Source organism: Leptospira sanjuanensis (assembly GCF_022267325.1).
GTDB classification, from domain to species: domain Bacteria; phylum Spirochaetota; class Leptospiria; order Leptospirales; family Leptospiraceae; genus Leptospira; species Leptospira sanjuanensis.
Window position 1 is genome coordinate 2352580 of record NZ_JAIZBG010000001.1, and the last position, 14385, is coordinate 2366964.

Annotated in this window: 6 protein-coding genes and 1 pseudogene; 5 read left to right on the top strand and 2 right to left on the bottom strand. The window is 47.2% G+C overall.

The features are described 5' to 3' along the window. Positions 1-232 precede the first annotated feature (232 nt). The 4 genes and pseudogenes from LFX25_RS20950 to LFX25_RS10665 all read left to right on the top strand — a co-directional run. Positions 233-2083: pseudogene (locus tag LFX25_RS20950) on the top strand (adenylate/guanylate cyclase domain-containing protein); the annotation flags it as partial. Further along, complete coding sequence (locus LFX25_RS10655) at positions 2067-4184, top strand: FecR family protein (protein ID WP_238730220.1); 2118 nt, start codon at positions 2067-2069, stop codon at positions 4182-4184. The pseudogene LFX25_RS20950 and the gene LFX25_RS10655, both read left to right, overlap by 17 nt. Then, the gene (locus LFX25_RS10660; RefSeq protein ID WP_238730221.1) at positions 4174-5313 is read left to right on the top strand and encodes an LIC11435 family protein; all 1140 of its coding nucleotides are present in this window, start codon (positions 4174-4176) and stop codon (positions 5311-5313) included. Before LFX25_RS10655 ends, LFX25_RS10660 begins: the two co-directional genes overlap by 11 nt. A 203-nt stretch (positions 5314-5516) precedes the next feature. Continuing rightward, the gene (locus LFX25_RS10665; RefSeq protein WP_238730222.1) at positions 5517-7718 is read left to right on the top strand and encodes a hypothetical protein; all 2202 of its coding nucleotides are present in this window, start codon (positions 5517-5519) and stop codon (positions 7716-7718) included. A 15-nt stretch (positions 7719-7733) separates the two neighbouring features. On the opposite strand, the gene LFX25_RS10670 is transcribed toward LFX25_RS10665, so the two are convergent. Together LFX25_RS10670 and LFX25_RS10675 are read right to left on the bottom strand one after the other, a co-directional pair. Next, complete coding sequence (locus LFX25_RS10670; protein ID WP_238730223.1) at positions 7734-9605, bottom strand: ABC-F family ATP-binding cassette domain-containing protein; 1872 nt, start codon at positions 9603-9605, stop codon at positions 7734-7736. Positions 9606-9650: 45 nt separating this feature from the next. After that, positions 9651-11063 (bottom strand): sensor histidine kinase, encoded by a 1413-nt coding sequence (locus LFX25_RS10675; RefSeq protein ID WP_238730224.1) that lies wholly within the window; start codon positions 11061-11063, stop codon positions 9651-9653. A gap of 252 nt (positions 11064-11315) precedes the next feature. On the opposite strand from LFX25_RS10675, the gene LFX25_RS10680 reads away from it, so the two are divergent. Then, on the top strand, positions 11316-14381 hold the full coding sequence (locus tag LFX25_RS10680; RefSeq protein ID WP_238730225.1) for a PAS domain-containing hybrid sensor histidine kinase/response regulator: 3066 nt from the start codon (positions 11316-11318) through the stop codon (positions 14379-14381). The last annotated feature ends 4 nt before the right edge of the window (positions 14382-14385 follow it).

Genomic DNA, 14385 nt, shown 5'->3' on the forward strand with positions numbered 1-14385 from the left:
CGCCGCGCCAACAACGAATGGAATCGAATCCGCGAACGGTTCCGCGGCTTCCGCAGAATCGATCGTTCCTTCGGAAACTTCTAAAGAGGCGAGCGCAAAAGAGAACAAAGCCGCATCACAACGGTCGGCCGAAGAAACGGATTCCGTAAAAAAGAAATCCGCTTCTTCGGAAAATCAAAATTCTCCCGTTGCAAAAAGTCCGACCGAAGATAGCGACAAACAAACTTCGGGAAGTTCGACTAAAACGAAACTTCCGCTTCAGATCAAGTTGATGGCGGTGATTTCTCTTTTGATGACGATCACGGTTTCCACGATCATTTTCTTCGCGTCTTCCGCGTTTCGGGGAGATTCGGAAGTTCGGGTTCTTCAAAACAATTTAAATTTAGTGAATATTCTCGGGTTAAAGATCAAAACCGACATCAACGAGATTCTTTCCAACGGAAAACAGATCGTCGGCGCGCTCTCGCAGGGAAAAGCAGGGCTCTCGTTCGCGGATATTTTCTTTCAAAACGATCCGGACTTTATTTATGCGGGTTTGTTTCAAATCGAGAACAACGTGCCCTCTTCGATCAACGAATTCTTCAACGAACCGTATCTAAGCGAGGTCAAGGTTTCTCCGAAAGAAATTTCCGATCTGATCGCGGGCCGTCCGGGATTGATCACCAAGTCCGTTTTGACCGGCGGCAGAATGGAGAATCTCAGCGCTGAATTCAAGGAGCCGATCTTCGCGATCGCGATCCCATCCTCCAGTTCCAATCCGAAAGTTCTCGTCCTGATTCTACGTTTGGAAAAATTCCTAAACGCATTCCAAAAACAGGATATTTCCGAAGTATTTCTCGTGAACGGAGAAGGAGATTTGATCGCACACTCCGATCCGAAACTTCTCCAGTCCAACACGAACTTTATGAATCTTCCGATCGTGGAATCCATGGTCAACAGCGCCGAAAACACGAAACAATCCGAATACAAGGACAAGGAAGGAAAGTCCTGGTTCGGTTCGTTTCAAAAACTGGGTTTCGGAGGCGGTGCTGTCGTTTCCATCGTCGCCGAAGAAAAAGCGTTTGAAGCGGTTTATCGGATCCAAAGAACCAATCTTCTCATCATGGGGATCGCCCTTTGTTTGGCGCTGATCATCGTTTTCTTCTTTGCGAAGACGATCACCAAACCTCTGTTAAACCTTTTGCACGCAACAACCGAAATCGCGCGCGGAAACTTCAAGATCGGAATCAGTTCCACGACCCGCGACGAGGTCGGCCTTCTCACCGATTACTTCGTGGACATGGGCAAGGGTTTGGAAGAACGGGAAAAGGTAAAGGACGCTCTCGGACGTTTCGTAAATAAAGAAATCGCCGAAATGGTTCTGAAACAGGAACTTACCCTCGGCGGAGAAAGGAAGATGTGCGCCATTTTCTTCTCCGATATACGCAGTTTTACGGCGATTTCCGAAAAACTTCAACCGGAAGAAGTCGTCGAATTCTTAAACGAGTACATGACCGAGATGGTTCATTGTGTGAACGAAACACACGGGATCGTGGACAAGTTTATCGGAGATGCGATCATGGCGACCTGGGGAGCTGCGAAAACTTCGGATCAAGACGCGGTCAACGCGGTCAACGGCGCGCTTATGATGAGAGAGGCGCTTCTTCGTTTTAACCAAGGTAGAGGCGGCGATAAAAAACCGATCATCAAAATCGGCTGCGGTTTAAACTACGGCCCCGTCATTGCGGGTCAAATCGGCTCCGAACAACGTCTGGAATACACCGTGATCGGAGACGCGGTGAACTTGGCGTCCCGCGTGGAAGCTCTGAATAAACCGTTCGGAACGGACATTCTCATCACGCAGGATCTTTTGGATCATGTTCCCGGTCTGTTCAACGTCGAAAAGATGCAGTCCATCAAAGTAAAGGGGAAATCCGAACCTCAGGTGATCTATGCGGTTCTCGGTCGAAAGGACGATCCGAACTGCCCTAAAAACATAGAAGAACTCAGAAACCGAATCGGTATCGTCTGGGAACCTCCTAAAAAGGAAAAATCGGAAGGCGGAGAGCCCGGAGAAGAAGTTAAGTATGAGATACTTGACTGAGGGAAAATACGTCGTCACCTTTCTTACGGGACTCGTAATCCTTTTCAGTATATTATTATACCTTCATATCACTTCGGGCCACAAAAAAGGGACCAACCCGGAGATCGGTAAAATCATATTCAAAAACCGGAAAGCGCAGAGAAAGTTCGATTCGGAAGTCATGTGGGAAGAAATCGAAACCGAAATGAAAGTCCGCAACCGGGATACGGTCCGCACGGAAGACGGAGCCGAAGCGGTTTTAGTTTTGAACGACGGAACCGAAATCAAACTCGATCAAAAAAGCATGATCTTTCTCGACTTCTCCGATAAGAACTTATCCATCGACTTCGCTTACGGATCGGTTTCCGCAAACAAAGACAGCGGCACCGAACTCAAAATCAAAAGCGGCGAAACTACCGTCGAAGTCAACCAAGGCGACCTGAAACTTTCCAAGTCCGAGGACCAGGCGTTGAATCTCGAAGTTTCCAAAGGAAACGCGAAGGTCAAATCCGGAAATCAGGAATCGAACGTTACGAACAACCAAGCCATCGAACTGAAAAACGGAAAATCGGAAATCCGCTCCTTGTCGATCTCTCTCACAACTCCAACGGAACGAAAATTCGTGCAAACTCCGTCGAATACCGCGGCGATCGCATTCGGTTGGAACAAGGTAGAAGGCGTAAAGGATTATACGTTAGAAATTTCGAATCATCCAAGCTTTACGAAAAACGTTTCCCGCTCGAAATCGAATTCCATTTCGCTAAACAAGTCTTTGGAAAAAGGAACACATTATTGGCGCGTCACCGCGCTCCATCCCGGAACCGGTAAACCGGAATACAGCGAGACCCGTTCCTTGACCGTTCTCGGAAATCTACAACCGTCGGTCTTTGCACCGGCAAAAGCGGAAGATTTCAAGTTCACTTCTTCTCCCCCGAGCGTCGTCATTCAATGGACGCCCGTGGATCTGAGTAAAAGTTATATTCTCGAACTCGCCAAGGACAAGAATTTTAAGGAATCGATTCTTACCCAGGAAATCCAGGGAACGTTGTATCGCTGGGAAAAAACGAAGGAAGGAACCTATTACGCGCGCGTAACCCCGAAACCTTCGATGCAAGATTTGAAAACGTCGACCTCCGAAGCGATTTCGTTTCATATCCGTAAACTGGAAAAGGCCGAACCTCCGATTTTGAAAAAACCTTCCGATCAGGAGGAGATTTCCCTCCGCAAGTTTTCCAAAGAAGGAAGCCTTTTCGTTTGGTCCGGTTCCTCCGATCTGAGCGAATACACGCTCGAAATCGCAAACGACAGCGACTTTAAGAATCTTCTTTTCAGCAAAAAAACGAACTCATTCTCCCTAACCTCGAGTCCGATCGCAAACGCGGGAACCTATTTCTGGAGAGTCAGAGCCGCCGCAAAAGAGGGAGATCCGGTCCTATCGCCGAGTCGTCAGTTTAAGATCCAGGCGCTCGAAACGCTCGACTTACTTTTCCCTTCAAACGAACAGGAATTGGGGCATCCGGCCAATCAAAAATTGACTTTCCGTTGGCAAAGACCCGAGCCTGCAGGTGTATATAAGTTAGAGGTAGCCAAAAATTCCGAATTCAGCGGAAACGTGATTCGGGAGAATTTCCGTGCTTCTTCCGGAACCGTCCAACTTCCATCCGTCGGTGAATACTTCTGGAAGGTTTCTCTGCTCGGATCGAACGGGGAGAATTTATTGACGAGTAAAACTCAGTCGTTCAAGACTTCGGACAATGCGCCCTTCCTAAGTCAGAACAGCCCGGCTACCGAAGAGACGATCGATATTTCCAATCGGGACAGCATCGACTTCCGTTGGGAAATCGAAGGAAACACGGAATCCGTTACTCTTGAAATTTTCGAGCTAAGAGCGAAAGGAAATAAGTCGATCTGGAAAAGAGAACTCAAAGGAGATTCTTATTCGTTTAAGGATTTTGCAATCTTAGAAGAAGGTAAGTTTCAGTGGAGAATCTCCGCGAAATACAAGGATAAAACCGGCGCGACTAAGTTCACCATTCCGGTTTCCAGAAATTTCGAGATCAAGCTGAGTAAAACGGTCCGACCTCCGGAAATTCTTTCGCCGAAGGAAATTTATGTGGAATAGAATTCATAGTATATTCATTCTTTCGTTCCTTTTTCTACTCCCCGTTTTCGGCGAGGAAGAAAATCAGTATTTGGAATGGAAGCCCGTGCCCGAAGCGGGCGGTTATCTCGTAGAGATCAAGGATTCGAGCGGAAGAATCACGAGAGAAAAAACCAAGTCCACCCGTTTCGAAGTCAATCTTCCACCGGGAGTTTACGATCATAGGATCGGAGTTCTCAATAAATTCGGAAGAGTTTCCGTATTTTCGGAATGGATCGCCTTTGAGGTGATTCTTTCCCGCGCGCCCTTTGTGGACCCGGACTCGAACGTCAAACTTGTAAAAGAAAAACTCGGGCCCGTTCTCACGGTAAAAGGAGATAATTTCACCGAAGCTATGAACGTTACGTTGCTTCTTCCTTCCGGAGAAACGATCAAACCCGAATTCGAATACGTCAACTCGAAAGAAATCAAAATCAAGATCGACGGTTTGAATCTCAAAAACGGAAGTTATACTCTTTCCTTGGAAAACCCGAGAAACAAAAAGACCGCCAAAAAAGGATTTTTGGTTTTGGCCGATACCGAACAAGAACTTGCGGAAATCGTGAAACGAGGGGAACAGGAAGAAAGAGTCGCCAGTCCGGGAATCCAATGGGGACCGGCGATGCAATCCGCTGTTTTACCGGGCTGGGGACAATCCAACCAGGACAAAAAATATCGAAGCTGGATTTTTCCGATTTTGATCGCGGGTGCGGTCGCCTATTCCGCGCAGCAATATGGAGAATATAACTCGAGTTTGGCGACTCTCGATCAAAGCAAGAACTTGAATCAGAGTCTTTTGCTCATGGATAACCCTGCGTTACTCCCTTTTGCAACCTTCAATTACATGCAGGTTCAATCGGATTACTCGAACGCGGTTTCGCATTACAATCAGTTCAACATTTCTTTAGGGATTGTCGCCCTTCTCTATTTGTTAAATGTGTCAGATGCGGCATTTGTCGGTCCGTCCACGACAAAAACGACGGTTTCCGAATCGGACCGTAACTATGTTCCTTATTTCAAAACAAGCACAATCGATGCAGGGCAAGGAGGTCGCAGTTCCAGTCAATTTTTTCCGAATTCTTTTGAATTTGGGATGAAAATTTTCCTATAAAACTATGTTGTTCTTTATAGTTAAGGATTCATTCCGTGAAAAAAGCGACGCGACCGTCAGCCAGCCTCCGTTTGTACCTGATTCTGTTTTTTGCAGGAATCTCCTTCTCTAATTGTATCCCAAAGCCCTCCGGGACTTCCTTTTTAGACACCTTTACGTTTGCAAATTTCGTTTCCCTTTCCCAAACCCCTATTCCGCTCAACGTGAAAGTATCCGGATTGACCGGCGGGGTTCTCGTCCTTGCCAATCAGGACAACGAAACGCTTTCCATCTCCACAAACGGAGATTACGCTTTTTCGGAAAAGAAAGCGCGGTATTCTTCCTACGAGGTAAAGGTAAACAGTCAGCCTTCGACCACCCCTGCCATCGATTGTTCGATTTCCAATCCCAGCGGAATTCTATCTCCGTTTTTCGCATACGTAGAAGTGACCTGTTCCACAAGATCCTACCCTCTCTCCGTACAAGCCTTCGGAATTTCTTCCAGCGTCAGCGGCAGCCTGCAAGTACGCAGCGGCGGAGTCGATCTGCTCAACATCGGCGCCGATGGAACGTACGCTTTCAATTCTCCCATTCCGGACCAATCGAATTATTCCATTCAAATTATTGCAAGTCCTCAGGATCACGTCTGCCAATTCGAAGTTCCGGCTAACGCGACGGGTGTGATGACTTCCGCCAACACGATTTTGATCAACTGTTTGAGCGTTACGAACGCCAATCCTCCGAATCAAACCGTTTTACTTCCAGCATCGGATATCATTCTTACGTTTTCGAAAAACGTAACGGCGTGCGTATTGGACGCAGTCAATACTCCCGCGGGAAACCTCAAGTCGAGTCACCCGGCTTCCGCGCTTTCGTTTCCGACAGCAAATACGGTGAGAATCAACTCGGGCGGCACTTGGACGACGGGAGTCAATCAGTATGTCCGTTTAACGGGATGCACCGATCCGGGAACGGGGAAAGCGTATAACAACGGTTTACCGCTCACATTCACATATACGATCGCGAACGAAGTGAAATACACAAGGCCCGGCGGTTTGGGAGCTGGAAACTGTGACACCGTCGCAAACGCGTGCGCTTCGATCCGATACGCAGTGAGTCTTTGTGCATCTGTTCCTTGTTTCGTATTGGTTTCCGAGGGAACCTATTCGATTTCGGATAACGCGACTCAGAGAATCGATCTGAAGGACGGAGTGAATCTGTTAGGCGGTTTCGATTCCACGTTCACGCAAAGAAATTCCACGACACATCCCGCCATCATTGAAGATATTTCTCCTCCCGGAAACTGCGGCGCGACGGAAGGAGTTACCTGCGCTCCGATTTTTGCCGGTCCTCCGTTTGCAACGATGACGAGCAATTTGGTAATCACGATGTTTACGATCAAAACCAACCCGAACAACCCTTGGGCCACGGGTGTGTTTTTAAACGGAATCGCAACCGGTGCTTCCCAGTTGATCGTTGCGGGTAACGTCATTCAAGGATTGGATTCGGCCAGCGCCTACACGGCCGGAACGATTCGCTCGGGAGTGGCCGCGTATGGAATCACTCCGAACCTAAACATATCCTACAATTACATCGTCGGGGGCAGCGGAAACAGCATCTCCGCGGGGATTTATAACAATGGAAGCTGGGGAGTAATCTATAGCAACTGGTTGAACGGAGCTTCTCACGTCGGTTCTTCCGCGGCTGATTTTTCAACGGCGCTTCTGGTTCGAAACCTAACCGGGGCGCAAAACCTCATCGTATCGAATAACGTAGTCAACTCGTATCAGCAAATCGGAAGCCCGGTCGTAACCGCTGCGAACACTTCGGGAATGCGCTTCCAAAGCGTGAACTCCACAAACATTCATCTTCTCCACAATACGATCTTCGGCGGAGTGGGAACGTCCGAATCCTTCGGAGTTCATTCCGTCGGTTCCGGCGTGGAAAGTAAGATCGCGAACAATCAGATATTTACGAACGGAACGGCTGCGAGCCGGATCTGTTTGAACTTCGGGGTCGCTCCCGGAGCAAACCTGGAAGTGAAAGGAAACAATCTGTTCAACTGTTCCACCCTCGCACAAACACCGGTCTTCGGTTTCGGACTTTGTGCGGGCAACCCCGGACCGCTACGAAACAACGTTCTTTGTTTAACGAACCTTGCAACGGTCAACAATCAGAACTTCAGCCACAATCCAGGATTCTTACCGCCGACGGGTCCGCTCACGTATTATCTCATCGGAGCGACTTCGAAATGCGGCACGGTCTACGGAGGAGTCGATCCGGCTTATGGAGGGTTTATCACCCTGTATCAAAACGACTTTCTGGGAAATCCTAGAACGTCGGATGTGGCCCCCGCTCCCGTTCCGGCCGGTTCCTTCGGATATTCGATCGGAGTTAAGGAACACAACGGGTCCTGCGTTCCATAAGAAAATTCTGTTATTCTAAAGCAGACTCTGCAGTTCTTCCCAGCGTTCCATTTTTAAGGGAAGAAGGGAATGAATTTCTGTCAGACGTTTTCCCGAAACCGCGAGTTCCTCCGGTTTTCCGCTTCCCGACTGGAGAAGTTCGGTGAGTTTGCGTTCCTCGTCCTCCAATTCGGAAATCTCCGCTTCCAAGGCTTCGAGTTCCTTCTTCTGGTTGAAGTTCAGTCCTTTCTTGTTTTTAGAAGAGTCGGTTTCCTTTTGTCTGACTTCGGGCTGCTTTTTATCCTTCTGTTTATTTAGATAATTCTTATATTCCAAATATTCGGAATAGTTTCCCGGAAATTTTTCGACCGCACCGTCCCCTTCGAAAACGAACAGATAATCCACGGTTCGATCCATAAAGTAACGATCGTGGGAAACGACCAGAATACATCCGCCGAATTCGGCGAGAAATTCCTCTAAAACGGAAAGGGTTTTGATGTCGAGATCGTTGGTAGGTTCGTCCAAAATCAGAAAGTTCGGATTGGTCATCAGAATGGCGACGAGATAGAGTCTTCTTCTTTCTCCTCCCGATAAATTCTTGATAGTGCCCGCTTGCAAACGTCCGTCGAACAAAAAGAGTTCCAGCATATCCGCCGCGCTCAATACGCGATCGTCGCTCATCTTTACGGAAACTCCGCATTCTTTCTTGATATAATCGATCACTCTCATTTCTCCCGGAAGTTCCTTGGAGATTTGATCGAAGTAACCGAAACTTGTGTTCATTCCGACGCTCACGTCTCCCGAATCGGGTTTTTCGCGGCCGCTGATCAAATTGAGCAGAGTGGATTTCCCGGCGCCGTTCGGTCCTACGATCCCGATTCGTTCTCCGTTCTTAAACGTATAAGAAAAACCTGATAGAATCGGTTTGCCAAACGACTTCGTGAGATTTTTTAATTCCAGAATTTTCTTTCCGAGCTTTCTTCCCGAAACGGAAAAATCCAAAACGATTTCCTTTCCCGCTTTTTTTCGATTCAACACTTCGAGTGCGCGATCGGTTCTTCCCTTCTGTTTGGTTCCTCTGGCCTTCGGTTGTCTGCGCAGCCATTCCAATTCCTTCTTTAGAAATTGTTTTTCCTTGTGTTCGGCCCGTTCGCGATTGGCTTCCAGTTCCGCTTTTTTTTCCAGATAAAATCCGAAGTTTCCCGGAAAGGAGGAAAGATTTCCGTTTTCCAATTCGATGATCCGATCCGTGACTTCTTCCAAAAAGTAACGATCATGCGTTACGAGGATGACCGCTTTTTTCGTTTCGATCAGATAATCCTGAAGCCACAAGATCGTATCCACGTCCAAATGGTTGGTGGGTTCGTCCAAAATCAGAAGATTGGATTCTTCGATGAGGGTTTGAACCAGGGCGACTTTCTTGAGCATTCCGCCCGAAAGGGAACTCATCTTTAAGGATAGATCGGGAATTTCCAATTCTTTTAAAACGGAACGAAACCAGGATTCCAGTTCCCATGCACCGAGACGATCCATCTCCTGCATAAGCCGATTGTATTCTTCCTCGACGTTCGCGTCCCCCGAATCGAGGCGGCCGCAAACCGCCTCATAGGCGCGCACCGTTTTCAGAATCGGGCTCGGACTGGAAAAGATATGTTCGAGAATCGTATGATCCGGATTGAAGGAAGGCGATTGCGATAAGACGGCGATCTGAAGAATTTTATTTTTAAGAATTTGTCCGCTGTCTGGAACGTCCAAACCCGCAAGTAGTTTCAAAAGGGTCGTTTTACCGGAACCGTTGATTCCGAGAATTCCGATCTTTTCCCCTTCGTTGATTCCGAAACTGATTTGACCCAATAGGACTTTGGCGCCGATCTCTTTCGAGATCTTATCTACGGAGATTAAATTCATAGGACAGTTGCAGGGTCGCGAGCGAAAGGACTGGGGACAAGTGTTTTAAATTTTAAATCGAACTTGGAATTTGGTTCCTTTGCCCTCGTCCGCCGGAACGAACGAAGACTTCCCTCTCAATTGTCTGGAAAGAATTTCGACAAGTCTCAGTCCCAAGGATTCCGATTTGCCGAGATCGAACCCGTTCGGCATACCGATTCCGTTGTCGCCTACTTCCAGAACGGACTCTTCCACGTCGCTTCTGAGTTTAACGCAGATCAGGCCTTTCTCTTCGTTCGGGAACGCGTATTTGAGGGAATTGGTCACGAGTTCGTTTACGATCAATCCCAAAGGAATCGCGGTTTCGATCGAAACGAAATTCGGCTTGGACGAAATCCGAAATTCGATTTTCTTTTCCTTACCGAAAGAATGAAGAAGACTCACGAGAAGAGTGTTTAGATAATCATAAAAATCGATTTTTGTAATATTCTCGGATTGATAGAGTTCCTTGTGAATGAGAGCCATCGATTGGATTCTTCGCTCGCATTCCTTGAGGATCTGAGAGATCTGATCGTTCTCGGAATGTTCCGCCTGCAAACCCAAAAGGCTCGCGACTACCTGAAGATTGTTTTTTACGCGATGATGAATCTCCTTCAGCATCACTTCCTTTTCTTCCAAAGTTTTTTTGAGTTTTTCTTCCGCCCGTTTTCGTTCGGTGATGTCTCGGATGATCTGCGTCGCGCCGATTAGATTGTGCGAAGAATCCCGAATCGAACTAAAGCTGATCTCCAACGTCGCCACATCCTGAACAAAACCGCGCATCGTTCTTTCGATCGTATAGACTTCTCCGCGAAGAGCGCGGCTCCAGTTCTCGATCACGACCGCCCGTTCCAGCGGATCCTGAATCATATCCGGTAGAAGATTTCCGGGCTCGATTTTTTTTCCATAAAGTCTCCAGAAATTCAGCTCAAAGGAAGAATTAAACGCGATTACCCGAAAGTTGATGTCGACCGCGCAGATCGAATCTTTGGTTCCTTCGATGACTCCGAGCAAACGCTCCCGAGTCATCTGCAGCTTGGAGCGAAGTCTTTCCAATTCGAGTTCGGCGCGTTTACGCGAATTGATGTCTCGCACGATGACCTGTACGAACTGACGCTCTCCTTCGAAAAACGCGCTCGCAACGACTTCGACAAACAAGGTGGAGCCGTCTTTTCGGATGAACTCCTCTTCGAGAACTCCGACGCCCACACCCTCCTGATTCATCTTTTGGATTCTTTGTTTTACGACATTTTGAGAACGGTGATGGACGAACTGAAGAACGGGTTTACCGAGAACCTCTTCCAAAGAATCATAGCCGAGCATCTTTACCAAAGCATCGTTGGCTCGGAGAATTTTCCCTTCCGAATGGACGGCGACTCCGTCTCTCGAAAGATCGAAAAGCAGGCGATAACGTTCTTCTGTAATGGGAAGCGGTTCCATTCGTTTAACAATACGTTGATAAAGGCATCCTAAAGAGTAGGATCGGAAAGTCAATCAAACCCGGTTCAAGACAAATTAGCGTTTTATCAAAAAGAACCGATCTCTCTCCTTTTTTCCCGAAATCGTTTACTTCGCGGGAACGAGATTGTTACAAAAGTTTTGCGTTCCAAAGCTATTTTCGATTTTTATTTTGCTTGTTTGAGAATTGAATACAGGAAATTATAAAACCCTTCGTCTTGATTATAGGAAGAAATGACCGCATTAAGATCTGATTCTAATTTTCTAATTTTGAATGCAGAGGGGAAAGTTGTAACTTGGAGCTTTTATCCTCCGTTTCAGGATTTCTCCCAGAATTTAGAAAATCAGATTCACCCATCCCTTTGGAACTGGAAGGAAAGCGGTTCTTGGGAAAAACTCTGGAAAGAAGCCCGCTCCTCCAAAGAAAAAGCGCCGTTTTACAAGATCGTATACGGAAATTCAGCAAAGGAAACTTTCGAAATCGAGGTTCGGATCCTTCCGTCGGGACAAAATCACATTCTAATATTATTTTTTACGGATTCTGCATCTTCTTCTCTCGAACCGCCCAGCCTATTTTTAAAAGACGCCGAACTGAGATCGATGATTTTCCAAAAATCGGCCAATGCAATTCTTCTCGTCGCCCCTCAGAACGACACGATCCTGGAGGTCAATCAAACGGCGCTCCAGTATTTCGAAATCAAAACGGCGTCCCAAATCGTAGGTTCTCTGTTTTCCGATTTACTGAACGAAGGATTTTCTCCCGAAGAATACGAGGTCAGAAAAAGAAAGATCCTATCGGGCGAACCTTCCTCTTGGGAAGTGGAATTCAAAACGTTTCAAAACCGCAAATTCTGGGGAAACGCCTCGTTTCGGATTTTGACCTCGGACCAGAACGAAATCATTCTCGTACAGATCAAAGATATTACGGAAAAAATCCAAGCGAGGAGATCGCTGGCGGAACAGTCCAGAATCATCTCGGAACACGAAGCGAATCTGAATGCGATCATAGAGAATTCGGAAGCGATGATATGGTCCATCGACAAGAATTATCAATTGCTAATATTCAATTCCCAATTCGAAACGTCGATGCGCGATTATTATCATGGGAAAATCGAGGCGGGGCTCAATATCTTTCAAGAGGAAGTTCCGCCCGATATCGTCCTCTACTGGAAAAATTTTTACGATCGAGCGCTTTCGGGAGAACGTTTCAGCGTCACAAGATCCAGACCGAATCAGGACGGAACTTTCGTTTTCAGCGAGCTTTCGTTTTATCCGATCAGAAATCAAAACGACGAAATCACGGGCGTCAGCGCGATTTCAATCGATATCACCGACAAAAAACTCGCGGAAGAAAAGTTCAGACTCCTATTTGAACGTTCCAGCGAACCGCACGTTCTTTACAACGATTCGGGCATCTTCGAATGCAATCCCGCGACGCTCAATATGCTGCGTTGTCCGGATAAAAAACTCATCTTAGGAAAGTATCCCGCCTTTTTTTCCGCAGAGGTTCAGGGAGAATCCAAAAAGGAACGTCTGAACGAATTCGAATCACTCGCTTTAAAGCGGGGCTCTTATACGTTTGAACGCGTGTACAAACGCTTCAACGGGGAGGAATTTTCCGCCGAAGTGACTTTGACTCCGATGATGATCAATCATAAGCGCGTATTCCTCGCAGTTTGGCACGAAATTACGGAAAGAAAAGTATATGAGGATTCTCTAAAACGCGCAAAAGAAATCGCCGAAGCCGCGTCCAAAGCGAAGACCGACTTTTTGGCGATGATGAGTCACGAAATACGGACCCCTCTCAACGGCGTGATCGGAACCGTGAGTCTATTGGAAGGCACTTCCCTCAACACGGAACAGAAGGAATATCTGGATATCATCAAATCCAGCGGCCAAAATCTTCTCATTTTGTTAAACGACATTTTGGATCTTTCCCGCATCGAGTCCGGTCAGCTCAAACTGGAGATGCAGCCGGTTTCCCCCGAGAAACTGAGCACGGACGTTTGCAATCTATTCCGTTCCATGGCGGAGGAAAAAGGCCTCGTGATCGAATCGAGGATCTCTTCCCAGGTTCCGAGCTGGATCATCTCCGATCCGTACCGACTCAGACAGATTTTGATGAACCTGCTCGGCAACTCCGTCAAGTTCACCGAAAAAGGAAAAATCCAACTGAACGTCGAAGCCGAAAAATTTCCGAACGACAAACTCAGATTGATCTTCCGGGTGCAGGACACGGGCATCGGGATCGAAGAAGAAAAACTAGAACTTCTTTTCAAAGCCTTCAGCCAAGTGGATTCTTCCACCACTCGAAGATACGGCGGTTCCGGTCTCGGCCTGACCATCAGTAAAAAATTAGCGGAGTTGATGAAAGGCGAAATCATCGTTAAGAGTCAGGTGGGACGCGGTTCCGAATTCTCCCTTTCGCTGATTACGGAAAGACTCGATTATAAAATTCCGATGGGAGTTCAAGAGCTGCATTCCAAAAACCTCGCGACGACCGCGATTCTTTCCATTCAGGACTTCGCGCTTCGGGAACAAATCAAAAAGTTCTGCGAAAGAAACGGCTTTTCCGTTCGGCTCACAAGGACCGCCAAGGAAACGATCAAGACGATCGGTGAAGAGGAACGAATCGGAATCTTTCTCACCGATTTGAATTTTCCGGACATGACCTTGCCGGAAGTTTTGGACGAACTTAAAAATAAGAATCCTTCCCTCAAACTTACGATCATTCTTTTTATGGAAAAAGAACTGAAGGATTCGTATCATCTCGTTACGGAACGTCTGTTCAACCGGCCCGGTTTTAAGATTTTTATGATGTTCAAACCCATCCTGTTGGATGAGCTCGGCAAAAATTTCGAAAAAGCGTTTCCAACCTTGATCCGCAGGGAAGAAGCGCAGGGAGAAAATAAAAAACCTCTTTCGGAACGGATTCCTCTCAAAATCCTTTTGGTGGAAGATAACGTTATCAATCAGAAGATCGCTCTTCGTCTCTTGGGAAAACTGGGATACAAAGTCGACACTGCGTTAAACGGCATCGAGGCGATCGACAACCTCAAAAACCGAAACTACGATCTGATCTTTATGGATATTCAAATGCCGGAGATGGACGGCTACGAGGCTACGCTCCATATCCGAAAGGACTTTGCCGAAACGAAACCGGTGATCGTTGCAATGACGGCTAACGCGATGGAAGGAGACAAGGAAAAATGTCTCCGCGCCGGAATGGACGCCTATATCCCGAAACCGATCCAGATCCAAGACATAGAATCCACGATCGTTCTACTCTTTCAGTCCTAAAAAA

Coding starts and splice junctions, on each gene's coding strand:
- LFX25_RS10655 (WP_238730220.1), top strand. CDS start 2,067: ATGAGATACTTGACTGAGGGAAAATACGTCGTCACCTTTCTTACGGGA.
- LFX25_RS10660 (WP_238730221.1), top strand. CDS start 4,174: ATGTGGAATAGAATTCATAGTATATTCATTCTTTCGTTCCTTTTTCTA.
- LFX25_RS10670 (WP_238730223.1), bottom strand. CDS start 9,605: ATGAATTTAATCTCCGTAGATAAGATCTCGAAAGAGATCGGCGCCAAA.
- LFX25_RS10675 (WP_238730224.1), bottom strand. CDS start 11,063: ATGGAACCGCTTCCCATTACAGAAGAACGTTATCGCCTGCTTTTCGAT.
- LFX25_RS10680 (WP_238730225.1), top strand. CDS start 11,316: ATGACCGCATTAAGATCTGATTCTAATTTTCTAATTTTGAATGCAGAG.